19 protein-coding genes are annotated in these 22,285 nt (G+C 58.4%); 10 read left to right on the forward strand and 9 right to left on the reverse strand.

The features are described 5' to 3' along the window. Positions 1-17 precede the first annotated feature (17 nt). The 5 genes from ACSAMM_RS14690 (at position 18) to ACSAMM_RS14710 (ending at position 7,200) form a co-directional block, all read left to right on the forward strand. Positions 18-2,414: a GH36-type glycosyl hydrolase domain-containing protein gene (locus tag ACSAMM_RS14690; RefSeq protein ID WP_457792032.1), complete on the forward strand. Its 2,397-nt coding sequence runs from the start codon at positions 18-20 to the stop codon at positions 2,412-2,414. 39 nt (positions 2,415-2,453) lie between these two features. After that, a complete protein-coding gene (locus ACSAMM_RS14695) occupies positions 2,454-3,866 on the forward strand; it encodes a phosphoglucomutase/phosphomannomutase family protein (RefSeq protein WP_457792034.1) in 1,413 nt (470 codons plus the stop codon). 135 nt (positions 3,867-4,001) lie between these two features. After that, positions 4,002-5,306, forward strand: coding sequence for an extracellular solute-binding protein (locus ACSAMM_RS14700; RefSeq protein WP_178725397.1), 1,305 nt, complete (start codon positions 4,002-4,004; stop codon positions 5,304-5,306). 116 nt (positions 5,307-5,422) lie between these two features. After that, positions 5,423-6,340 carry a carbohydrate ABC transporter permease gene (locus tag ACSAMM_RS14705; RefSeq protein WP_457792036.1) on the forward strand — a complete coding sequence of 306 codons (918 nt, stop codon included), beginning with the start codon at positions 5,423-5,425 and terminating at the stop codon, positions 6,338-6,340. Positions 6,341-6,354: 14 nt separating this feature from the next. Beyond that, on the forward strand, positions 6,355-7,200 hold the full coding sequence (locus ACSAMM_RS14710) for a carbohydrate ABC transporter permease (RefSeq protein ID WP_457792038.1): 846 nt from the start codon (positions 6,355-6,357) through the stop codon (positions 7,198-7,200). A 108-nt stretch (positions 7,201-7,308) separates the two neighbouring features. Here ACSAMM_RS14710 and ACSAMM_RS14715 read toward each other — a convergent pair whose 3' ends face one another. The 6 genes from ACSAMM_RS14715 to ACSAMM_RS14740 all read right to left on the reverse strand — a co-directional run bounded on the left by ACSAMM_RS14715 (position 7,309) and on the right by ACSAMM_RS14740 (position 12,449). Then, positions 7,309-8,976, reverse strand: a complete 1,668-nt coding sequence (locus ACSAMM_RS14715; protein ID WP_457792040.1) for a DAK2 domain-containing protein — start codon at positions 8,974-8,976, stop codon at positions 7,309-7,311. Positions 8,977-9,034: 58 nt separating this feature from the next. Continuing rightward, positions 9,035-9,388, reverse strand: a complete 354-nt coding sequence (locus ACSAMM_RS14720; RefSeq protein ID WP_178725403.1) for an Asp23/Gls24 family envelope stress response protein — start codon at positions 9,386-9,388, stop codon at positions 9,035-9,037. Positions 9,389-9,459: 71 nt separating this feature from the next. Further along, the gene (locus ACSAMM_RS14725; protein ID WP_178725405.1) at positions 9,460-10,989 is read right to left on the reverse strand and encodes an ABC transporter substrate-binding protein; all 1,530 of its coding nucleotides are present in this window, start codon (positions 10,987-10,989) and stop codon (positions 9,460-9,462) included. Between the two features lie 281 nt (positions 10,990-11,270). Further along, the gene (locus tag ACSAMM_RS14730) at positions 11,271-11,429 is read right to left on the reverse strand and encodes a hypothetical protein (protein ID WP_457792041.1); all 159 of its coding nucleotides are present in this window, start codon (positions 11,427-11,429) and stop codon (positions 11,271-11,273) included. Positions 11,430-11,443: 14 nt separating this feature from the next. Next, a complete protein-coding gene (locus ACSAMM_RS14735; protein WP_457792043.1) occupies positions 11,444-11,854 on the reverse strand; it encodes a hypothetical protein in 411 nt (136 codons plus the stop codon). Positions 11,855-11,948: 94 nt separating this feature from the next. After that, positions 11,949-12,449 (reverse strand): hypothetical protein, encoded by a 501-nt coding sequence (locus tag ACSAMM_RS14740; RefSeq protein WP_457792045.1) that lies wholly within the window; start codon positions 12,447-12,449, stop codon positions 11,949-11,951. Positions 12,450-12,897: 448 nt separating this feature from the next. Here ACSAMM_RS14740 and ACSAMM_RS14745 point away from each other — a divergent pair, with 448 nt between their 5' ends. Next, positions 12,898-13,791: a YhjD/YihY/BrkB family envelope integrity protein gene (locus ACSAMM_RS14745; protein WP_178724587.1), complete on the forward strand. Its 894-nt coding sequence runs from the start codon at positions 12,898-12,900 to the stop codon at positions 13,789-13,791. 50 nt (positions 13,792-13,841) lie between these two features. On the opposite strand, the gene ACSAMM_RS14750 is transcribed toward ACSAMM_RS14745, so the two are convergent. The 3 genes from ACSAMM_RS14750 to ACSAMM_RS14760 form a co-directional block, all read right to left on the reverse strand. Then, entirely contained in the window at positions 13,842-15,458 is a 1,617-nt protein-coding gene (locus ACSAMM_RS14750) for a potassium/proton antiporter (protein ID WP_457792047.1), read from the reverse strand. A gap of 265 nt (positions 15,459-15,723) precedes the next feature. After that, positions 15,724-16,095 carry a hypothetical protein gene (locus tag ACSAMM_RS14755; RefSeq protein ID WP_457792048.1) on the reverse strand — a complete coding sequence of 124 codons (372 nt, stop codon included), beginning with the start codon at positions 16,093-16,095 and terminating at the stop codon, positions 15,724-15,726. A gap of 87 nt (positions 16,096-16,182) precedes the next feature. Beyond that, positions 16,183-17,046: an AraC family transcriptional regulator gene (locus tag ACSAMM_RS14760; RefSeq protein ID WP_457792049.1), complete on the reverse strand. Its 864-nt coding sequence runs from the start codon at positions 17,044-17,046 to the stop codon at positions 16,183-16,185. Positions 17,047-17,246: 200 nt separating this feature from the next. On the opposite strand from ACSAMM_RS14760, the gene ACSAMM_RS14765 reads away from it, so the two are divergent. The 4 genes from ACSAMM_RS14765 (at position 17,247) to ACSAMM_RS14780 (ending at position 21,947) form a co-directional block, all read left to right on the forward strand. Next, positions 17,247-19,202, forward strand: coding sequence for a DUF6259 domain-containing protein (locus ACSAMM_RS14765; protein ID WP_457792050.1), 1,956 nt, complete (start codon positions 17,247-17,249; stop codon positions 19,200-19,202). 48 nt (positions 19,203-19,250) lie between these two features. Beyond that, positions 19,251-20,411 (forward strand): galactonate dehydratase, encoded by a 1,161-nt coding sequence (gene dgoD / locus ACSAMM_RS14770; protein ID WP_178724577.1) that lies wholly within the window; start codon positions 19,251-19,253, stop codon positions 20,409-20,411. A gap of 20 nt (positions 20,412-20,431) precedes the next feature. Next, positions 20,432-21,184 carry a glucose 1-dehydrogenase gene (locus tag ACSAMM_RS14775; protein WP_178724575.1) on the forward strand — a complete coding sequence of 251 codons (753 nt, stop codon included), beginning with the start codon at positions 20,432-20,434 and terminating at the stop codon, positions 21,182-21,184. A 79-nt stretch (positions 21,185-21,263) separates the two neighbouring features. Next, the gene (locus tag ACSAMM_RS14780; protein ID WP_457792053.1) at positions 21,264-21,947 is read left to right on the forward strand and encodes an MBL fold metallo-hydrolase; all 684 of its coding nucleotides are present in this window, start codon (positions 21,264-21,266) and stop codon (positions 21,945-21,947) included. Positions 21,948-22,285 lie beyond the last annotated feature (338 nt).

Below are 22,285 nucleotides of genomic sequence, written 5' to 3' on the forward strand. Positions count from 1 at the left end.
AAAAGGAGCGTTGCTTTTTGCAATACGGATATTTTGACAACGACCGCCGCGAATATGTCATCAATCGGGTGGACACCCCGGCCTCCTGGACCAATTACATCGGCGTGAACGACTACTGCGCGGTGCTCAACCAGACCGCGGGCGGCTACTCGTTCTACAAATCGCCGCAGTACCACCGGGTGACCCGGTTCCGGCCCAACGGGGTGCCGCTGGACCGACCCGGCCATTATGTGTATATCCGGGACGACGAAACGGGGGAGTACTGGTCGGTTTCCTGGCAGCCGGTGGGCAAGCCGCTGGACGAGGCGGCGTATACCTGCCGCCACGGCCTGTCCTATTCCACCTATGCCTGCGATTACCGGGAGATCGAGGCGAGCCAGACGGTGTTCGTCCCCCTGGGGGATCCGGTGGAGCTGTGGGACGTGCGGCTTCGCAGCCGGGCGGACAAGCCACGGCGGCTGAGCGTGTACGCCTATGTGGAATGGTCTTACCACCACATCGAGATGGACAACCAGAATTTTCAGATGTCCAATTATGCCGCCGGCTCCTCCTATGAGGACGGGGCGGTGCTGTACGATCTGTTTTATGAAGAGTTCGGCTATCAGTTCTTCACCGCCGATTTTCAGCCCGACGGCTTCGATGCCCTGCGGGATGCATTCATCGGCCTGTATCATGACGAAAGCTGCCCGGTGGGAGTGGAGCGCGGGGAACTGTCCGGCAGCTTTGGAAAAACCGGCAACCACTGCGCCGCCCTGCGCAAGCGGCTGACCCTGGCCCCCGGCGAGGAAGTGCGCCTGCTCTTCCTCCTGGGCCAGGGGCAGCTGGCCGAGGCCCGGGCGGCCCGGGGGAGATACGCGGATCCCCGCAGCGTGGACGCCTGCTTCGCCGCCCTGGCCGCCTATTGGGACGACAAGCTCTCCCGCTTGCAGGTAAACACGCCCAACGAAAACATGAACACCTCCCTGAACATCTGGAACCTCTACCAAAGCGAGGTGAACATTCTGTTTTCCCGTTTTGCCTCCTTTATCGAGGTGGGAGGACGCACCGGCCTGGGCTACCGCGATACCGCCCAGGACGCCATGTGCGTGCCCCACTCCAACCCGGACAAATGCCGCAGCCGGATTATCGAGCTGCTCCGGGGCGAGACCAAGGCGGGCTACGGCCTGCACCTGTTCCAGCCGGAATGGTTCGATCCCGACAAGGAGGACATCAAGCCCTTCAAGTCCCCCACCGTGGTGCCCGAGGTCAACGTGCGGGACATCATCGGGGACGATCTGCGCAACGTCTGCTCCGACGACGCACTTTGGCTGGTGCCCGCCATTGTGGAGTATATCCGGGAGACGGGCGAGCTGTCCCTGCTCGACGAGGTGGTCACCTATGCCGACGGGGGAGAGGGCACGGTCTACGAGCATATGACCCGCATTCTGGACTTTACCGACCGGCAGACGGGGATGAGCGGCGTGGCCAAGGGCCTGCGTGCCGACTGGAACGACTGCCTCAACCTGGGCGGCGGGGAAAGCGCCATGGTCAGCTTTCTGCACGTCTGGGCTATCGGCCACTTCCTGGATGTTGCCCGGGCTGCGGGCCGGGCGGAGGACACGGCGAAGTACGAGGACATGGCCGCCCGGGTGCGCGAGGTCTGCAACCGGGAGCTGTGGGACGGCGCGTGGTATATCCGGGGCATCACCGCCGACGGCCGGAAAATCGGCACCAGCCGGGACAGGGAGGGGCGGGTGCACATGGAATCCAACACCTGGGCCGTCATCTCCGGCGTGGCCGGACAGGAGCGGGGCCGGGCCGCCATGGACAGCGTGGACGAGTATCTGTTCACCCCTTACGGGCTGATGCTGAACGCCCCCTCCTACACCGTGCCGGACGACGGCATCGGCTTCGTCACCCGGGTGTATCCCGGCGTCAAGGAAAACGGCTCCATCTTCAGCCACCCCAACCCCTGGGCCTGGGTGGCCGAGGCGATGCTGGGGCGCGGGGATCGGGCCATGAAGTTCTACGACGCCCTGCTGCCGGAGAACCAGAACAATCAAATCGAAATCCGGCAGGCCGAGCCCTATGCCTACTGCCAGTTTATTATGGGGAAGGATCACGCCGCCTTCGGCCTGGCCCGCCATCCTTTCATGACCGGGTCGGGCGGCTGGGCCTATTTCGCCGCCACCCGGTATCTGCTGGGCATCCGCCCCGGCTTCGACGGCCTGACGGTAGACCCTTGCATCCCGTCCGGCTGGAAGGGCTTCACGGCCGTGCGCAAATGGCGGGGCGCCACCTACCGCATCGCCGTGCACAACCCCGACGGGCGGCAGAAGGGCGTGCGGCGCCTGACGGTGGACGGCAGGGAAATCCGGGGGCCGGTACCGGTGCAGCCGGCCGGCGCCATGGTGCATGTGGACGTGACGCTGTAGCCGCGAACGCAGACAGGAAGAGAAGGGGACGGAAAACACATGATAGGATTTGGAACGGGCGGCTGGCGTGCCGTAATCGGGGAAGAGTTCACGAAGGCGAACGTGCAGCTGCTGACGGCTGCGCTGGCGCGGAAGATGAAGGAGGAGGGAACGCAGGGGAACGGGTTCGTCATCGGGTACGACCGGCGGTTTCTGTCGGTGGAAGCGGCGAAATGGGCGGCGGAGGTGATGGCGGGGGAAGGCATCGCCTGCAAGCTGGTGAACCGGGAGGCGCCGACGCCGCTCATCATGTTCGCGGTGAAATACTACGACATGGCGTACGGGATGGCGGTGACGGCGAGCCACAACCCGGCGATTTACAACGGGATCAAGGTGTTCGTCAAGGGCGGCCGGGACGCGGACGAGACGGTGACGGCGGATATCGAGCGCTATATCGGCGCTCTGGAAGGGGAGAGCCTGCGGGCGGTGCCGTATGAGCAGGCGGTATCGGAGGGGCTGGTGGAGGAGATCAACCCCCAGAACCCGTATCTCGACTCGATCATCCGGGGGATCAACATGGACGCGATCCGGAGCCGGAGCCTGAAGATCATTCTGGATCCGATGTACGGGGTGTCGAAGACGAGCCTGCAGACGATCCTGCTGACGGCGCGGTGCGACGTGGACGTGATCCACGACCGGCACGACACGCTGTTCGGGGGGCGGCTGCCGGCGCCCAACGTGGAGACGCTGGGAGCTTTGCGTAACGCGGTGTTGGAGCGGAAGGCGGACATCGGTATCGCGACGGACGGAGACGCGGACCGGCTGGGGATCATCGACGACAAGGGGCATTTCGTGCACCCGAACCAGATCTTGGTAATCCTGTACTACTACCTGCTGAAATACAAGGGGTGGCACGGGGCGGCGGTGCGGAACATCGCGACGACGCACCTGCTGGACAAGGTGGCGAAGGCGTTCGGGGAGACGTGCTATGAGGTGCCGGTGGGCTTCAAGCACATTTCGGGCAAGATGCTGGAGACAAACGCGGTCATCGGCGGGGAATCGTCTGGCGGGCTGACGGTGCGGGGCCATATCCAGGGAAAGGACGGGATTTACGCGGCGTCGCTGCTGGTGGAGATGCTGGCGGTGACGGGCAAGAAGCTGTCGCAGATCTACGACGAAATCATCGGGGAGTATGGGAACCTGGTGATGGCGGAGCGGGACTACCGGTTCAGCGCGGCACGTAAGGAGGAGATCCACCGGCTGCTGATGGAAGAGAAGCGGCTGCCGGAGTTCCCCTGCGAAGTGGAGAAGGTATCTTACCTGGACGGGTGCAAGGTGTACTTCGAGAACGGCGGGTGGATCATCGCCCGCTTCTCGGGGACCGAGCCGCTCATCCGCATCTTCTGCGAGATGGAGGATGGCTCCCAGGCCAACGCCATCTGCGATCAGATGCAGGCGTTTCTCGGCCTGTAGAAGCCGCGGTTTCCCGGGGCGCGTGGTATATTTTCCGCGCCCCTGCGCAACCTAATGCCACAGAAGTCCCGCACAGCGCGGACGGCTGCTGAACGAGATATCCAAGAACCCGATAGATCGATAGGAGGAAACACCATGAAACGTATTTTAGCCCTGGGCCTGTCCGCACTGCTCTGCGCTTCCTGCCTGGCCGGCTGCTCCAAAGACAAGGACGAGAGCAAACCTGGCGCGGGCAAGGTGACCCTGAAGGTGGTCACCCAGTTCGGCGGCGAGGATCCCGCCACCCCTGTGTTCGAGCAGCAGATCAAGGACTGGGAGAAAAAGACCGGCAACAAAATCACCAACGATTCCACCAAGGCGGACAACGTCTGGAAGGCGAAGGTGGTTGCCGACTTCAACACCGGCGCCGAGCCGGACGTGCTGTTCTTCTTCAATGGCGCGACGGCGGCCCCCATCCTCGACAAAATCGTGGATGTGGAAACAATCCAGCAGGTAGATCCCGATTACGGTAAAAATATCCGCGAATCGGTTATGAAATCCGCCAATAATGTCACCAGCGGGGGCAAATCCATGTCTGTGCCTATCAAGGGCTATGGAGAGGGCCTGTTCTGCAATGAGACCCTGTTCAAGCAGCACAACGTGCCCCTGCCAACCGACTGGGCCTCCCTGCTGAACGCCATCAACGTCTTCAAGTCCAAAAATATCATTCCCATTTCAGCCTCCCTGGGCGCCGAGGCCCACTATTATTTTGATCACCTGATCATGGCGGTGGGCGGCGCGAAAGCCATGAACGTCAACCCGAAGAGCGACGCCGAAATCCCGGAATCCTGGGTCAAGGGCTTAGGGCTGCTGAAGGTGCTGTACGACGCGGGCGCGTTCCCGGCGGATACCGCCTCCATGGCCAATACCGAAGCGCCCCTGTATTTCCGCAAGGGGGAAGCCGCCATGTATCTGGACGGCTCCTGGTTCAGCGTGGTGGATCCCGACGGTAAAACCGAGGGAGCCAAGGTGACCGCGGACGACGTCAAGGTGATTCCATTCCCCTCCTATACCGAGAGTGAAAACGAGCCCGGCACCATCCTGTCCGGCTTCTCCTCCGGCTGGTATATCTCCAAGAAATGCTGGAACGACGAGGCCAAGCGGAAAGCGGCCATCGACTTTGTGAAATACAACTCCAGCGACGAAGCCATCGTGAAATTCGTGGAGGCCGGCGGCGGCTTCGCGGCCTCCGACACGGCCAAGATGGACGAAAGCAAGATGACCGCCCAACAGAAGCAGTTCCTGCAGCTGCTCAAGGACGCGCCCGCCACCCCCATGGTGGCCCAGGACAACCTGGAGCGTCCGGCCTTCGAGGTGTATCTGGCCAACGCCACTAAGCTGGCCAAGGGCGAGACCACGCCCGAGGCGGTGCTCAAAGAGCTGGTCAAAAACAACAAATAACCCGGCGGCGCCTTCGGCGGGGGCGGGATGCGTCCCGCCCGCCGCCGGGCCCGTCCGGATGGAGGGCCGACGGCTTTTCCTTACATTTTATGCCTAGGCAGGATCGGGGGATTCCTTTGAAATCCAAAACCAAATCGGCGCAGCGCCCGGAGACGGTGGCGATGATCTATAAGCGCAAATGGCCGGCCGCCGTCTTTCTGCTGCCGGCTTTTGTGTTCATGGTCATTTTCCTGTTTTATCCGTTTATCCGCAACATCATCGATTCCTTTTTCAACGTCTCCCAGCTGGGCGCGCCTCACGGGGCGTTCATCGGGGCGGAAAACTATCTGAAAATCATCCCCGGGCTGGAAACCACGGATCCCAACATGGTCATCGCGGTGAAAAACACCCTGCTGCTCATGGCGTGCACCATCGTGTTTCAGGTCGGGATCGCCCTGGTGCTGGCCCTGATGGTGGATACGATTCAGAAGGGCTCCCAGGTGTTCCGCACCCTCTTCTTTTTCCCCATCGTGGTGTCCGCCACCGCCCTGGGCCTGCTGTTCAACCTGATGCTCATGACCCGCGGCCCCATCAACCAGCTTATCGAGTCCTTAGGGGGGACGCGGATCATTTTCAAGGAGCAGTACACCTTCTTAACCATGGCCATCCCAGTGGTGTGGCAGTACGTGGGCTTCTACTTCGTCATCCTGGTCACCGGGCTGAACAACATCTCCGAGGACGTCAAGGAGGCGGCGGAAATCGACGGGGCCACCGGATTCAAACGGATCCGGTATATCACCCTGCCCCTGCTGCGCAACGTGCTGGTGACCTGCCTGACCCTGTCCATCACCGGCGCGCTCAAAGTGTTCGATCTGCCCTGGGTCATGTTCCCGCCCAACTTCGCGGACGCCTATCTGACCGGCACCTATATGTATTACCAGACCTTTCAGACCAGCAACGTGGACTATGCCGCCGCCATCGCCGTGTTCATCGTGGTGCTGGGCGTGGTGCTGTCTCAGCTGAGCAAGCTCGTGTTCCGCGAGAAGGATTATTAGAAAGGGGCGCCGTCATGAAAATCGGACGCAAGCGCATCTATCCCTCCCACGTCCTCATCTATATCCTGCTGAGTCTGTGGGCGCTGACCACGGTGTTCCCTTTCCTTTGGGTACTGATAAGCTCCTTTAAAAACAAGGACATCATCCAGACCGACGCCTTCTCCCTGCGCTTCGCCCCCACCCTGGACAACTACGTCAAGACCTTCACCAAGCCGCCCCAGTCGGTATGGATGGCCTATTTCAACAGCATTCTCATCTCCGGCGTGGTGACGGTCCTGGTGGTGCTGCTGGCGGGCATGGCCGCTTTCGCCATGGTGCGCTACCGCTTCCGGGGCCGTCGGTTCCTCGATTCCCTGATCATCGCGAGCCTGATGTTTCCGGTCTTTTCCACCATCATCCCGGTGTTTCAGATGCTGTCCGCTATCAACGTGACCGACAGCCCCGTGGGCGTTATCCTGCCCCAGATAGCGGGCAACCTGTCCTTCGCCATGGTCATCCTCATGGGGTATATCCGCGGCCTGCCCGTGGATTTGGAGGAATCCGCCTTTCTGGAGGGCTGCAACGTCTTCCAGGTGTTTTACAAGGTGATTCTGCCGGTCTGCCGGCCGGCCTTCGCCACGGTGGCCATTTTCTCCTTCCTCTGGTCGTACAACGATCTGTTCACTCAGCTTTTTTTCCTGCGCAGTCCGGAGAAATGGACCATCACCCGCTTCCTCAACGAGGTCAGCAGCCAGTTCGGCACCGACTACGGCATGATGTGCGCGGTGGTGACGTTGATTTTCGTGCCGGTGATGATCGTCTATGTCTTCCTGCAGAAGAACATCATCAAGGGCCTGACCGCCGGCGCCATCAAGGGATAAAAAAGAGGAAGCCGGAAGGCTTCCTCTTCTTTATGAGGGGCGGCATCCCGCCGTACCTATGCCGAAAACACCGCTAAAAAAGGAAGCCCGCGGGCTTCCTTTTTTCCGTTATTCGATGCTGATGAAGTAATAATATACCGGCTGCCCGCCGTTTACCAGCGTGATGTCCACGTTGTCGCCGATTTTGGCGCGGATGCCGTCCCGCACCACTTCGGCCTGCTCTTCGGTGACGCCTTCGCCGTAGATGATGGTGGCGAAGCTCACGTCCTTGCCGCCCAGCTTGCGGGCGTTGATGAGGCTCTTGGCCAGCTTGACAGCCGCGTGCTGCACGTCGTCGTCGGTGAAGACCACCTTGCCGCCGTCCAGAGCCAGGATTTCGCCTTCTTTGATGGTGTGGCCGCCGTACTCGCTGTCCCGGGCGGCAAAGGTCACCGAACCGGTGGACACGTTGTCCGCGGCCTTCATCATTTCGATGAGGTTTTCCTCCACGTCCGCGTCTCCGGAGAAGCTGAGCATCGCGGAGATACCCTGGGGGATGGTGCGGGTGGGCAGGACGTGAACCGTCCGATCGGCCAGAGGCACCGCCTGCTCGGCGGCGAGAATGATGTTCTTGTTGTTGGGCAGCACATAGACCACCTTGGCCGGGGTGGCCTGGATGGCATTCAGAATGTCGTCGGTGGAGGGGTTCATGGTCTGGCCGCCGGACACCACCTGGTCGCAGCCCAGGTCGCGGAACAGGCTGCCCAGCCCGTCGCCCGCCGCCACGGCCACAAAGCCGTACTCGTTTTCCGGCTCTACCCGGGGCAGGGGCGCCGGCTGCTCGACGCCGGCTTCCTCCACCCAGCCGGCGTTGGCGTGCTGGATGCGCATGTTCTCCACCTTGACGGTTTCGAACTGGCCGTACTGTATCGCCTCGGACAAGGCTTTGCCCGGGTCGTTGGTGTGCACATGCACCTTGATGATGTCGTCGTCGTCCACCACGACCACACAGTCGCCGATGGATTCCAGATAAGCCCGCAGCCGCAGCGGATCCCGGTCGTTCCCTTTATCACGTGCAACGATATACTCGGTGCAGTATGTAAAGGTGATGTCGGCGTCGAAGGATCCGGCGGCGCTGACGGCCTTTACAGCGGATGCAGTTTTTTCCTCAGCGTCCCCGGCGACGATTTCTCCGCCATTGAATACGTCGAGCATGGCGCGCAGGATGATACACAGGCCTTGTCCGCCCGCGTCCACCACGCCTGCTTTCTTCAGCACAGGCAGCAGCTCGGGGGTACGCTGCAGGGAGGCGTCTGCTTCGTCGCAGATGGCCGCCCAGACCGTTTCAGGGGAGGGATCCTTTTCCGCGGCCTGCCGGCCCTTGTCGGCGGCTTCCCGGGCCACGGTGAGGATGGTGCCCTCGGTGGGCTTCATGACCGCCTTATAGGCGGCCTCCACCCCGAGCGTCAGGGCTGCCGCCAGATCGGCCCCATCGGCTTCCTGCCGGCCCTTGAGCCCCTTGGAGAAGCCCCGGAACAGCAGGGACAGGATGACGCCCGAATTGCCCCGCGCGCCCCGCAGCAGAGCGGAGGACGCCGTGTCGGCGGTTTCGCTGACCGTGGGATTGTCCAGGCGGGCCAGCTCCCGCGCCGCGGCCGTGATGGTCATGGACATATTGGTGCCGGTGTCCCCGTCGGGCACCGGGAAAATGTTCAGCTCATCGACCGACTGCTTGGCGTTCGACAGCGTATGGGCCGCGGAAATCATCGCGTCCCGGAGCAGTTTACCTTGTATCAATATTAAGCAACTCCCTTGCAGGTGGCTCCCCCGGCATGCGCCGCAGGCACACACCGAATTATTCCGACTTCATGCCGTCGACGAACACGTTGACCTTGCGCACCCGCAGGCCGGTGGCTTCCTCGACGGTATAACGCACCTTGTTGACGATGCTCTTAGCGATGGCGGATATGTTCATCCCGTAAATCACAGAGATATGCAGGTCGACAATCAGCCGATCCCCTTCGCCGCGCACCCGGATGCCGTCGTCGGCGTAAGAGCGTTTGGAAAACACGGAGCGCAGCCCCTGCTTGGGGCCGCTCTTGACCATGCCCGCCACACCGTAGCAGGAGGCCGCGGCGTTGCCAATCAGGTAACGGAAATATTCCGGGGCGATCTCGATGGTTCCCAAGTGGTTTTCAATGCGGATCATATCGTTGCACACGCCTTTCCACGTTAGACTCCGGCGCCTGCCGGATATTGCCAAAGCGGGTCGCCTCTCCGTCAGCCGGACAGGCTCCAGCTCTCGATGCCGTAATAGATATCGGATGCGTTCGGGGTGATGTGGCTCATGGTGCGGCTGTAGGCCGCCAGCCCCTTGCGCCAGCACAGCGGGATGTAGGGCACGTCCTGCACGAACGCTTCCACGAACTCCGCGAGGGTTTTGCCGCCGGCCAGGTACTGCCCGTAAGCCGCCGCCCCCGCGCCCGCGGCCTGTATCCCATAGGAGGCGGAACCGCCGGCCAGCAGAGGCCGCAGGTTCATATCCCCAGTCAGGCGGATTTCCCCCAGATACAGGTCATAGTCGCCTTTGCCCAGCCGGTCTTTATAAGCGGAAAACTCCAGGGCCGTGGCCTTGAGGGTGATGTTTGCCTTGGCCAGCTGCTGGGTGAGAACCTCCGCCGTGGTCTTGCGGAAATCGTTGCCCGTGGGATAAATCAGCTCCAGCGTCAGGGCTTTGGTGTTTTTGGAGGGCGCAGAGCCGCTTTTAGTATTATACCCCGCCGCCTCCAATTCTGCAACCGCCTGGGTAAGATTTTCGCCCGTGGAAAACCCCTTCATTTCGACAACCGGCTTCCACAGCGGATGAAAGGGGGTCACGGCGGCCTGCGCCCGGCCGGCGAAGGCGGTTTCGGCGATTTCGGTGCGGCCGATGGCGTTGGAAAGCGCCCGGCGCACCGCCGCGCTGGAAAGGTCTCCCCGGCCCGCATTGACCCCGAGGAACACCAGGTAATTCAGGGGCACCTGGATACTCGAATGGGAGGTGCGGGGGATATCCCCGCTGGAAAGGTCGCTGTAATAGAAGCTGATAGAGCCGTTTTCCAGGCCGTGCAGCATGGCCACGTCGTCGGGCAGGTGCAGCAGCCGGATGGAAGGGATGGACAGCGTTTTGCCGCTGCGCCCGTTGGCTTCCAGCGTATAGCTGTTCTCACCCGGGCGGTAGACGTACGGCCCGCCGCCCACCGGCGCCTTGCCGGCCTCGTTCGTGACGGTGCCCGCCTTGAGAATGGGGAAGGTCAGGCAGGCCGCCGTGTTCGGGTCGGGGGAGGAAAGGGTGAAGATCACCGCGTTTTTCCCGCTGGCCTCGGCGGAGACGATGTTGCTGACCAGATCCTTATAATTGGCGGAGCCCTTGGCCAGCTGGAAGGAGGCTGTCACGTCGGCGGGCGTCACCTGGGAGCCGTCGGAAAACAACGCGCCCTCCCGGATAACGGCCGTCCAGTGGGTCGCGTCCCCGGACGAAACGGAGGTAGCGGCCGCCATCTGCGGGGTAAACGACTCATCAAGCGTCGTCAGTCCGCTGTACAGCAGGGTGGCCAAATCCAGGTTGACCCGCGTTTTAGCGGCATAGGGGTTGAGGGTGTCCTCGCGGCTGAAGCTCAGGGTAAAAACCGTGCTGACTGCCGGGTGAGGAACCTCGGAGGACACCGGCGCCGGCGCCTCCGACGAGCCGGTAAGCAGCTCCTTGGGGATGGTGGAGCAGCCCGAGACGCAGAAAACCAGAAGCGCCGCCGCCAATCCGGCGCTTCCCATACGTCTCAGCCTTTTCACGCACATCCCTCCGTCCAGGGGGAGAACCCCCGCGTTTCCTAAACAGATACGGTTTAGTATACCACTTTGCGGAAGAATAATCAATGTTTCCAGGCAATAAAAAACCGCCATAAGGCGGTTCAGGCTGTCAAAAAAGGGGAATCCGTCATTTGGAAAACGAAAAAGCGGGGGCGGGTTACCGATCAGTGTTTGCGAGGACATGTGCCTCGCAAACACACCTTATAGGCGAAAACCGGCGGAAACACGTGTGTTTCCGCCGGTTTTCAAGAGCAGGGCGTGGCCGGGCGGAGCGAATGCTCCGCCAGCGGGGGACAGAGGGAGTAAGGGGAGTAAACGCTCGCGCAGCGATCGTTTACGAGCCGCCGCGATCCGGCGTCCCCGTCCAGCAGCTTGTCGACTTTGTCGACAAGCTGAACCGCCATAAGGCGGTTTTCCGTTATACGCGTACCAGCACCAGGGAATTGACCACCAGCACCAGTGTCAGGATGATCAGAAAGCCGGAGCAGCAGATCATGAAGGCGTTACGGGTGCGTCGTTCCCGTATGTGCCGGGCGGTCAGCCCGATGAGCAGGCAGGAGACCAGCCCCGCCGTCATGTCCACCGCGATGCGCAGCTCCGGCAGGGTCAGCGGCAGCAGCGGATCCAGCAGGTGGGCCAGCGGGTTGCTGAGGATATGGATAAAAGGCAGCACGATCAGCGGAACGATGGCGACGGCGTACTCCTTTTTATGGGCCCGCATGAACACCAGAAACATGGCGACGAGCACAATCACAATCGCCCAGCAGGCGAACAGCATACCGGACGAACCGCCGGTTTCCCGGACGTTTTCAATGAGGGAGGACTCCATGGCACATCATCTCTCTTCGGGAAAATACGGGCCGCGCCTAGGAAATGGCCCTCAGTGTAGTGTATGCCAAATATAGCATGACCATTCACTTTTGTCAAACATTCACTTCCGGCGGCGTATAGCCCTCCGGCTCGTAGGAGATGGGCAGATCCGTAAACAACTGATCGAACGGGCCTTCCGGCCCGCTGCTCGCCCCATGAGGGGCGCACAGGCTCAGCGGCGGCTGGTAGGGGAGGTTGATAAACCGGCTTTGATGCACCAGCTGGACATACAGGCTAACCGTTGTCGGCTCGCGGCTGTTCAGTCTGAAGGATTTGGCCAGATATCCCCGTCGCTGCGTCCCCCGGCCGGCGGGGATGACGGTGCCGGCGGCGTTCCGGCCGAGGGGGTGGGCGGCGTTTTTCAGCTGCCGGGTTTTCCCACCCTGGTCGATGAGATGCCGCTGGGATACCAGCTCTTCCCCGGTTTCTGTCAAAAGCGCGGCGCTATAGGCCAAGCCCACCGCGTCCTGCAGCCGCCAGAGGGCCAGCAGAAGAAGAAAGCCGCCCCAGCCCAGCCGCCGCATGACAGGGTTCATCGGAAAGAGAGTCCACATGTCAACGCCGCCGTTCCCCTTGGTCTGGCTTCAGTATACACCCCCTGCCGGGCAAAGGCAAGAATCCACGGCTACACAGACCTCGAATTTTATGGTATAATAACCTCCGTGATCGGCGCGGTGGTACGCGCCGAACCGCGCGGCTGCGCGGTTACCGGAAAGCGTCGCTTTCCGGTATGGAGAACATTGTACCATCAAAAGGCCCTGCTGCGGCAGGGCGGGGCACTGTCGTGCCCCCGCAAACGTCGTTTGCTTGCTTTTGTGGTATAATAACCTCACGGCGTCCAAAGCCTTGCATCGCAAGGCTTTGGACGCCTGAGAGAACATGGAACCACCCCGGAACGGACAAGGCCGTTCCGGACTAAGGAGGGCGGCGCTCCGTGCCGCCTTGGTATAATGACACCAAACCACGCAAGCCGGCGTGGTACGCCGCGGAAGGGGGGCCACAGTGAAAATACGATCGCGTCGGGTGCTGGCTGCTGCCCGGGTGGTACATAGGAGCGTGGACCTGTTCTTGAAAAAGCAGGTGACGCGTTCCGCCGCTGCCCTGTCCTTTTTCCTCACCCTGTCGATTTTTCCCTTCCTCCTCTGCTTGAACTGGCTTATTGGTATCCTCAATGTGGATATTTCCGCCGTGGGCAAGCTGTTCGGCGGCTTTGTACCCGGGGAAACCATCAGCATTATCCAGGATTATCTGGCCTATATCGCCCAGTCCCGGTCGATTCCCATGCTGGTGGGCGGTCTGCTGACCATGGCGTCCTCCTCCTCCGCTGCCTACCGCACCATCGGCAACCAGATGGACAGCCTCTATGAGCGCCGCCAGCCCCGCCGGTTCATCCACTGGCTGGCCAGCTTCGCGGCCTCCTTCGTGTTCCTCATCTCGGTGTATTTCTGTATCATCATCCTGCTGACCGGCAATTGGTTCATCGAGCTGCTGGACACCCATTTCGGCATCGGCTATCTCATCAGCCGCTGGACGTGGATCCGTTTTCTTGTGCTGTTCCTGTTCGTGCTGCTGATGGTTTACGGCCTCTATCGGGTCAGCGCGCCCCGGCAGCGGCCCCGCCTCTCGGTGTTCTGGGGCGCCCTGCTCACCGCCTTCTGCCTGGTAGTGGTCAGCGTCTTGTTCTCCATCTTTATCACCTATTCCACCAAGTATTCCCTGGTGTACGGTTCTCTGGCCTCCATCATCATCCTGATGGTCTGGCTCTATACCTGCTGCAACATCCTGTTTGTGGGCAGCATCCTCAACGTCGTGCTCTTCCAGCGCCGCCATCCCCGCTTCAAGCGGTTCCCCGCCCCCTATGAGGAGGTGGAGCCGGCGGACAGCCGGAAGGAATAAGCGCAAAAGGCGCGCCGCGGTTTCCCTTGCGGGATACCCGGCGCGCCTTTTTATGCCTGTATAAGGGCTTCCTCCTGGGAAGCGATGACCAGAACGTCCCCCGCTTTGATGCGGGTGTCCCCCTTGGGGATGACCGTTTTGCTGTTGCGGAGGATGAGAATCACCAGCTCGCCGCCGGAGGGAGAGAATTCCGCGATCCGTTTTTCCGCCCAGGGGCTGTCCGCGGCGATGGCCTGCTCAGTCAGCAGAAGACCCGCCGGCTCCACGAAGGCGCGGGCGCTGAGCACGGCCACGTCCCCGGCCTGCAGGACGGTCCGGCCGCTGGGGACGATGCGCTCCTCTCCCCGCAGCAGCATGACGATCAGGGTGTCCGGCGGCAGGAGCAAATCGCGCAGGGCTTTCCCCACCCATTCATGCCCGTCGGGCAGCTTGGTGCAGATAAAGCGCATATCCACCTCCTCCGAGTAATCGCTGAAGGTTTTGAGCACGTCGATGTCCTTGTCGCACATGTTCAGCTTCCGCGCCGCCGGGGCCAGCAGAGAGCCCTGGAACGCCATGGACAGCAGCACGATGCAGAACACGATGTGGTATACGTCGCTGCGGGTGGAGGCTTCGTGCACCGTGGCCATGATGGCGAACACGATGGACGCCGCCCCTCGCAGGCCCGCGAAGGACACCAGCACCTGCTGCCGGAAGGAACAGCGCGCCGGGGACAGGAGGCCGAACACCGCCAGGGGCCGCGCCGCAAAGGTCATGAACACCGCGATGGCGGCCGCGGCGGGGAGGACGGCGGGGATTTGGGACGGCGTAGCCAGCAGGCCCAGCAGGAAAAAGATCAGAATCTGCATCAGGCTGGTCAGTCCGTCGAAAAAGTTGACCACCGGGGCCTTGTTTTTCACCTTGGAGTTGCCCAGGACGATGCCGACGATGTACGCGCTGAGGTAGCCGTTTCCGCCCACCAGCGAGGGCAGCCCGTAGGACAGCAGGGCCAGCCCGATGAAAAAGGTCATATCAAAGCCGGAGGAGCCGAAACGGAACCGGCTGAGAAACAGCCGGGCCGCCACGGCGATGCCGGCGCCGAACAGCACCCCGAAAACCAGCTGGGAGACGATCAGCAGCGCGATCTGGCCCCCGTCGGCCTTGCCGTTCATGACCGACAGGACGATGGCGGTCAGCATGTAGGAGCAGGGGTCGTTGCTGCCGCTTTCCATCTCCAGAAGGGACGCCGTGTTTTCCTTCAGGCCCAGCTTTTTGGAGCGCAGGATGGAGAATACCGACGCCGCATCGGTAGAGCTGAGAATGGCGCCGATGAGAAAGCTCTCCCACAGCTGGATTTTGAGAACGAAATAGCAGAAGCCGCCCGTCAGCAGTGCCGTCAGGAAAACCCCCACCGTGGACAGCGCCGCCGCCTTGACGGCCACCGGCTTGGCCTGGGGCCAGTTGGTGCCGAAGCCGCCGGTGAACATGATAAAAATCAAAGCCGTCGAGCAAATCTGTTCAGCCAGCTTGTAGTTGTCAAAAGGAATCCCCAGCAGGCCGTCGATGCCGCATACCATCCCCAGAACGATGAACATCAGCAGCATGGGGACACCGAACCGAAAAGACAGACGGTTGAGCAGGACACATAACAGGATAATGCAGGCCGCAATCGTCAGATAAACAGTCACGCCGTTCCTCCGTTTCTATGTAAATTCCGTACGAAGCCATATAGAATCAGTATATCATAAAACACAGGAATAAATGAAGCTTTTTTATAAAGAAAACCGGCCATTCTTCGGGAATGGCCGGTCAAGCAGGCGAGGAAGGTCGATCTAAAAAGCCTGGAAATTCACATCAACGCTGAAAAAAAGAGTAGTTTTTCCTCTCTATCATGAAGAGAGGCTATATAAAAGATGTATAGATAATATTATTTCGGGAAAAAGCAAAAAATGCTCATGTATCTTGTTCGCTTATCGTATTCCAATCGTCCCGGTCATATGTCCTTTGCTTCATTATCAATTCCAGCAGCACGGCTTTATCCTCTTGCTGAAGCTTTTCATATGCATAGAGAGTTTTTTCTATAGCCTGTTCAATGCTCAGCATAAGTGAACGCATTTCTTTGTCGCTGATGCGAGACAGCCTGTTCCATTCAATTTCTCCGTAGGGCGTTATTACTTTTACATCAGAGTAATCCCCCGTTTTCGAAGAAGGCGTAATTCCAGCATGTAATTCTTCTAAGTCTGTGTTATTTCTTACACCCATTACCGCTAGAAGTTTAGCTACTTTTTTTAATTCATCCATTTTATCACTACTAATGTGGTTCATTTTTATAATCACTTCCGTTGTTATTAATTTTACTGTGTTCCCATAGCGGGCCGCTGCCTTAGACCAGCACTTCGCGCATGATACGGGTTATGCAAATTTGGAAGGACTCACGAAATAGTATTTTTTGAATAAGCGTGAAAAATAATATACATTGGAATATCCCAAATACTCGGCGATCTCGCTGACATTCAGAGCCGACAGCTTCAGCATTTCGGCGGCATGCTGCATTTTGACCGAATGGATATAAGCGGAAACGGTCGTGGACAGGCACGTGCGGAACAGACGCGCTACATAGGATTTTGAAACGCCAAATCGTACGGCCAGAGAGGTAAGCGTCAGCGGTTCGGTATAATGAATTTGGATGTACAATAGTATCTTCGTCAAGATAGCGGGATAACTCGGGCGGATAAACAGTTTGGCGCAAGTATATTCCGACAGAAAAACAAGCATTTGTGACATCCACAAATCGATCTGCAGCTTTTTGTAATAGTCCATTTGCACCAGGCACCCCTGGCATTTGGAAATATAGTATAAAACATGATCAAATTGCTCGCCGAGGGATACTTGGCTGTCGATAAGCAGATGATAGTCTGTCTGCGGCAGATAAAAAGCGCGTGTGGAGGCCGTCTGCAGCTGGTCCTCGTATTCCTTAAAGCGCCGACACTCCTCTTCACTGACCGACGACACTCGGCCACCGCAAAAATGGAAAAAATAATAGTCGAGATAATCGGCCGAATACGCTTGATACCAGGTGTTGGCCGGTATGTACAACACATCCCCGCGATGCACGGGGTGCCTTTGATCGTGAAAGGTGAATTCCGCCTGACCGTCCAGGGCGATGACCAGCAAATCTTCGGCTAATACACGCCCGTTGTGTTCCCAGCCCTTCGTCTGCCGCATTCTGCCGAACATGCGGCAGGAGAGCGGCGTCTCCCATGAAAGACAATACACGGCAGTTCAAATTCCTCCTTGCGCAGCAGCCCGCTGCAACCGGTTCCGTTGTGGAAAACTCCGGCCTTATGTGCAAAATCATCATACCATCTTGTTCACTATAAGTCAAATATAAGCCGGGCTGCTTTATTTAACCGACCGCGGATAATTGCTATACTGTGAAAGGAGATGAAAAAGAAACGATAGGGGGATTGCGTACCATGAAACTGCAATACACACCGGATCCGGCCGGCCATGCCTGGCAGCTGACGGCAGAGGGGCTGCCCATGAACATCCACGAGCGTTCCGACTTCTGGCGCGCCCATCTGGATGATGGAGAGTATCGCGAGATGACCGTCGTATCGTCCCGGCAAAATCCTCCGGCTATTCAGAGAGACGCGAAGGAAACGGTTGTTACCTACAGCACACTTACAGCCGAAAACGGAAACGTTTACGACATAGCTCTCACCATACATATACAGGAATCGGATGGCGGGCTGCTGTTTTTCGCCACCATTGACAATCATTCACCCGTGCGATTCAATGAAATTCAGCTTCCGTTTTTTGATTTTGACAGGCTGTGTTCCTCGCCGGAAGAAGAGGTTCTATACTTGCCAAACGGCATGGGGGAGCGCATTGTCAACCCAAGGGATTTCGTCCGAAAAAGCTGCCATACGGAATATATGGCGGCTGACTATTGCAACATCTGGCAGAGCAACGTTTACCCCGCGCCGTTGAGCATGTGCTGGTTTGGCGTACAGAGCGGCGGCTATTTTCTATATCTCGCGCGCAAGGACGACCGCTTCCGTATTTGCAGCCTCAATGTGGGGACGACGCCAAGGAACGAGGAGGAGCGGCTGCTTTTGACGGTGTCCCAGTATCCGTTTGCGAGAACGGGGGAAACGATTACGACGCCGGCGGTTTTTGTCAAGCTGTTCAAGGGAGATTGGCGCAGCGGTGCGGCGGATTACAAGGAATGGGTGCAAACCTGGTATACGCCGGTTGAAAAACCGCAGTGGGTCAGGAATATGGCCGGCTGGCAGCGCATTATTATGAAACACCAATACGGCGAAATATTTTTTCGCTATGCGGATCTTCCACAAATTTATAAGGACGGGGCGGAGCTTGGCCTCCATACGCTGCTGGTTTTCGGCTGGTGGAAAGGCCGTTTTGACAACGGGTATCCGCAATACGAAGCGGATGAAGCCCTGGGCGGAGAACGGGGCCTGCAGGACGCCATTCAGGAAATACAGGCCCTGGGCGGCCGTGTGATTTTATATTCCAACGGCAAACTGATTGACGTAAAATCCACGTATTATCAGGAAAAGGGCGCGCGCTCCTGCCAGATGGATATAGACGGCAACGAATATCGGGAGCATTATCGTTTTTCCAACAACGGAACCGTACTGCGGAATTTCGGCTATAAAACCTTTGTATCCGGCTGCCAGGCGGCCGAAGATTGGAAGCAGCAGCTGCTGGATACGACGAACACGCTGCTGTCGTTTCATCCGGACGCGACGTTTTATGATCAAATTGGCGGCTGCCTGACGCGGCTGTGCTTTCGTGAAACGCATAAGCACGGCTTCCGGCCCGACGAAGAAGCCGTATACCGGCTGGAAAACATAAAAGCCTTGCGAAGCGCTTTGGCGTCGGAACAGGCGATGGGAACCGAGCACCTCACGGACGTTTTTTCCGCCCAGTTTGACTTTATCCACGGCTGCAGCGTCGGCAGCTTCTATGCCCCGCAGGCGTATCCTCAGATGTTTCGTTCCCTGTTCCCGGAACTTATTGTTTCCGATCGCTTTCTGCATGACGACAGGGAGGGCATGGAGGATCATCTGAACTACGCGTTTGTTATGGGTTTGATTTTTGACGCGTCTATCTACCGCGGCCGAAAAACTCACATAACCGCTTTGCCTCGATACGCGGAATATCTCAAGGGCTTGCTGGATTTAAAAGAGACCTATCGGCGTTTCTTTTATGAAGGCACGTTTGTGTCGGAGGAAGATGTCGCACTGCCCGAGGGAGTGGTCATGGGCGCCTACCGCTCTCAGGGGGATAGGCTGTATGCGTTTGCCAACCGCAGGGATCAGGCCGTTCGTTTCTCGTTTAAGAACCGGGAAATAACCATGGAAGCACATCGTGTCGCCTGCGCGGTTTTTGAAAAAACCGTTTAGTTTCTGTGTTCCGGTATCGCCGGGCGGCGCAAATAAGGGGGATTTTTCTTGAAAATTACCGATATTCGCACGTTTGTGACTGACTGTTACCGAACCAACTGGATTTTTATTAAGGTATATACGGATGAAGGGCTTTGCGGGGTAGGGGAGGCGACTCTTGAATATAAGGAAAAAGCGCTTGTGGGGGCCGTGGAGCATTTAAAAGCGGTTTTGACAGGGCAAAATCCGCTTACCATTGAAAAGCATGTTCACGATATCTACCGGGATGCCTATTGGCGCGGCGGGGCCGTGTTAATGTCCGCCCTGTCCGGCGTGGAAATGGCCTTGTGGGATATTCTAGGGAAGTATTTGAACGCGCCGGTTTATCAGCTGTTGGGCGGAAAAGTGCGGGAATCCGTCAGGATCTACGCCAATGGTTGGTTCTCTGGGGCCAAAACGCCGGCGGAATTTGCTGATAAGGCCAAAGAAGCGGCGGCCAACGGCGTGACCGCTTTGAAATGGGATCCATTCGGAAAGAGCTACATGGACATTACGAATACGGCTCTTAACGAGGCGCTGAGCTGTATCGGGGCGGTTCGGGATGCCGTCGGCGGCGAGGTTGACCTGCTCATTGAAGGGCACGGTCGCTTCAATGTGGCAACGGGAATCAAAATCGCCCGGCAGCTGGAGCCGTTTGACCCGCTGTTTTTTGAGGAGCCCGTGCCACCGGACAATCTGGACGCTTTGAAGGCGGTGCGGGATAAATCCCCGGTGCCCATTGCCGCCGGGGAACGGCTGTATTCCCTGCGCTCCTTTATGGACCTGTTCGCGCTGCGAGCCGCGGATTACGTGCAGCCGGATGTGAGCCATGCGGGCGGGCTGTTGGAATTGAAAAAAATCGCGGCGGCGGCCGAAGCCCATTATGTTGCATTCGCGCCGCATAACCCGAGCGGGCCGGTCGCCAATGCGGCGACCCTTCAGCTGGCGGCCTGCTGTCCCAATTTTTCTATTCTCGAAATCATGTACAGCGACGTCAGCTACCGCAAAGACATTTCCAATGAAAGTCTGATCTATCGCGAGGGGCGTATGCACATTTCGGATAAGCCGGGGTTGGGAATAGAAATTGACGAATCGGCGTGTGAACAGCATCCTTATCAAGCGCATGTTCTGCGGCATTATTCCGGCGAATTGACCGATATTCGTCCGGTGCAGTCATCCCGATATTTTTAAATGAAGGAAGCGAATCGTCTATGTTTGATTTGACGGGAAAGGTGGCTCTTGTTACAGGGGCCGCCCATGGCCTGGGAAAAGGCATCGCCATTTGCTTAGCCAAAGCGGGGGCTCATGTCGTTATCAACGATATTTGCGAACCAAAGGAGGCCGAGGACGCCTTAAGCCAGGTGGAAACCGCAGAAAAGCCGGCGGTCTTTATGCAGGCGGATGTTTCCGAGGAGGCGGAGGTCACCCGGCTGTTTCAACATATAAAAGAGCGCTTTGGGAAACTGGACATTTTAATCAATAACGCCGGCACGTCTCAGGATCGCGATATTTATTCGATTACCACCGACGACTGGAGCCGTATTCTCAAGACGAATCTGACCAGTGGCTTTTTATGTTCCCGCGCGGCGTTTCCCCTTATGCGGGAGCGGCAATATGGCCGGATTATTTTTGTCTCGTCTGTTGTGGGGGAGCGAGGCGCGCTGTTTGGACATGCCCATTATGCAGCCAGCAAAAGCGGACAAATCGGCTTGGTCAAAACCTTGGCGCGCACAGGAGCACCGGATCACATCACTGTCAACGCCATTGCTCCGGGCATGATGAAAACGGAGCTGCTTTATAAAACGCATGGACAGGACGGCGTGCAAAAGCTATCGGACAGCGTCCCGTTAGGGCTGGGAACGCCGTTTGACGTCGGCTATGCGGCCGTGTATCTGGCGAGCGAGGAAGCGCGCTATGTCACCGGCATGACCTTGGACGTAAACGGCGGGACAAATTATCGATAGAGAAGTACTCGGTCGATTCGCCAAGCCGTTTTCACTCGGTACTGGCAGCAGATACAGCAAGGAAAAGGCAGGCGGACGGATGAAAGCGATATGGCTCGGGCAAGCCGGCTTATGGTTGGAGTTGAAGGGCAAGACCGTCATGGTGGATCCCTATCTATCCGACAGTGTGGGCGAGGCAAATCCGCGTATGCGGCGGCGGGTTCCGGTGGATCCTGTATGTTTATCGTTGCGTCCGGATATACTGGCATTCACCCACGGACATCTTGATCATTATGATCCGGCGACCGTTGAGCCGATACTGCGTTCGGCGTACAGCGCTTGTGTGCTAGCGCCCGAAGGCGTATGGGATAGGGTGCGGCACTTCGGCGGGGCGCACAATTATGTGTTGTTTCGAAAGCACACGGTCTGGACGCAGGGAAATGTCCGCTTTACCGCCGTATACGCCGAACACAGTGACCCCGGCGCCATCGGGATTGTGATGGAGGCCGAGGGACGCGTCCTGTATGTGACGGGGGACACGCTGTACAACACGGCTATATTTCCTGATTTGCCCGCCCGCATCGATGCTCTCTTTCTGCCGATCAACGGTGTGGGCAACAACATGAATCGCGAGGATGCCGCCCGGTTCGCGCGGCGGGTCGGCGCACGGAGGGTCGTACCCCTGCATTTTGGGTTAATGGATGATATCAACCCATACACGTTTGATTGCGATAACCGGGTCATTCCGGAGATATACAAGGAAATTCCTTTGGATTTGGACTAGATAAAGATTGGGATCGAGGAAAAGCGCTTGGTTCCGTCGTTCTCTTCTGCCAAGCGCCTTTTCTGTTTTCCAGATTTTCAGATGCGAAAAAGCGGCCTGTGCTATAATGCACGGCCGCTTTTGTTTATCCATCCACTGCTTTAGCTGAAATAGCAGCGGTATTTCAGTCAGGCTTTCGCTGTTTTTTGGTCTGTATGAAAAGAGATCTGTACGGTTTTTATATGCAAGGATTGGGACGGTCTGGTAACAGAGGGCTTGTAAATATATGTTACAGGATTCGTGAGTATTCCAAGAATTTCTAGCGCTTTAGAGGAAATACCATTTGCGGGAAAAAGGCT

Source organism: Anaeromassilibacillus sp. SJQ-5 (assembly GCF_054108045.1).

What these genes read in the sequence shown, in the direction of transcription:
- ACSAMM_RS14695 (WP_457792034.1), top strand. Translation starts at nt 2,454, where the DNA reads ATGATAGGATTTGGAACGGGCGGCTGGCGTGCCGTAATCGGGGAAGAG.
- ACSAMM_RS14700 (WP_178725397.1), top strand. Translation starts at nt 4,002, where the DNA reads ATGAAACGTATTTTAGCCCTGGGCCTGTCCGCACTGCTCTGCGCTTCC.
- ACSAMM_RS14710 (WP_457792038.1), top strand. Translation starts at nt 6,355, where the DNA reads ATGAAAATCGGACGCAAGCGCATCTATCCCTCCCACGTCCTCATCTAT.
- ACSAMM_RS14720 (WP_178725403.1), bottom strand. Translation starts at nt 9,388, where the DNA reads ATGATCCGCATTGAAAACCACTTGGGAACCATCGAGATCGCCCCGGAA.
- ACSAMM_RS14725 (WP_178725405.1), bottom strand. Translation starts at nt 10,989, where the DNA reads ATGGGAAGCGCCGGATTGGCGGCGGCGCTTCTGGTTTTCTGCGTCTCG.
- ACSAMM_RS14730 (WP_457792041.1), bottom strand. Translation starts at nt 11,429, where the DNA reads ATGGCGGTTCAGCTTGTCGACAAAGTCGACAAGCTGCTGGACGGGGAC.
- ACSAMM_RS14735 (WP_457792043.1), bottom strand. Translation starts at nt 11,854, where the DNA reads ATGGAGTCCTCCCTCATTGAAAACGTCCGGGAAACCGGCGGTTCGTCC.
- ACSAMM_RS14740 (WP_457792045.1), bottom strand. Translation starts at nt 12,449, where the DNA reads ATGTGGACTCTCTTTCCGATGAACCCTGTCATGCGGCGGCTGGGCTGG.
- ACSAMM_RS14755 (WP_457792048.1), bottom strand. Translation starts at nt 16,095, where the DNA reads ATGAACCACATTAGTAGTGATAAAATGGATGAATTAAAAAAAGTAGCT.
- ACSAMM_RS14765 (WP_457792050.1), top strand. Translation starts at nt 17,247, where the DNA reads ATGAAACTGCAATACACACCGGATCCGGCCGGCCATGCCTGGCAGCTG.
- ACSAMM_RS14775 (WP_178724575.1), top strand. Translation starts at nt 20,432, where the DNA reads ATGTTTGATTTGACGGGAAAGGTGGCTCTTGTTACAGGGGCCGCCCAT.
- ACSAMM_RS14780 (WP_457792053.1), top strand. Translation starts at nt 21,264, where the DNA reads ATGAAAGCGATATGGCTCGGGCAAGCCGGCTTATGGTTGGAGTTGAAG.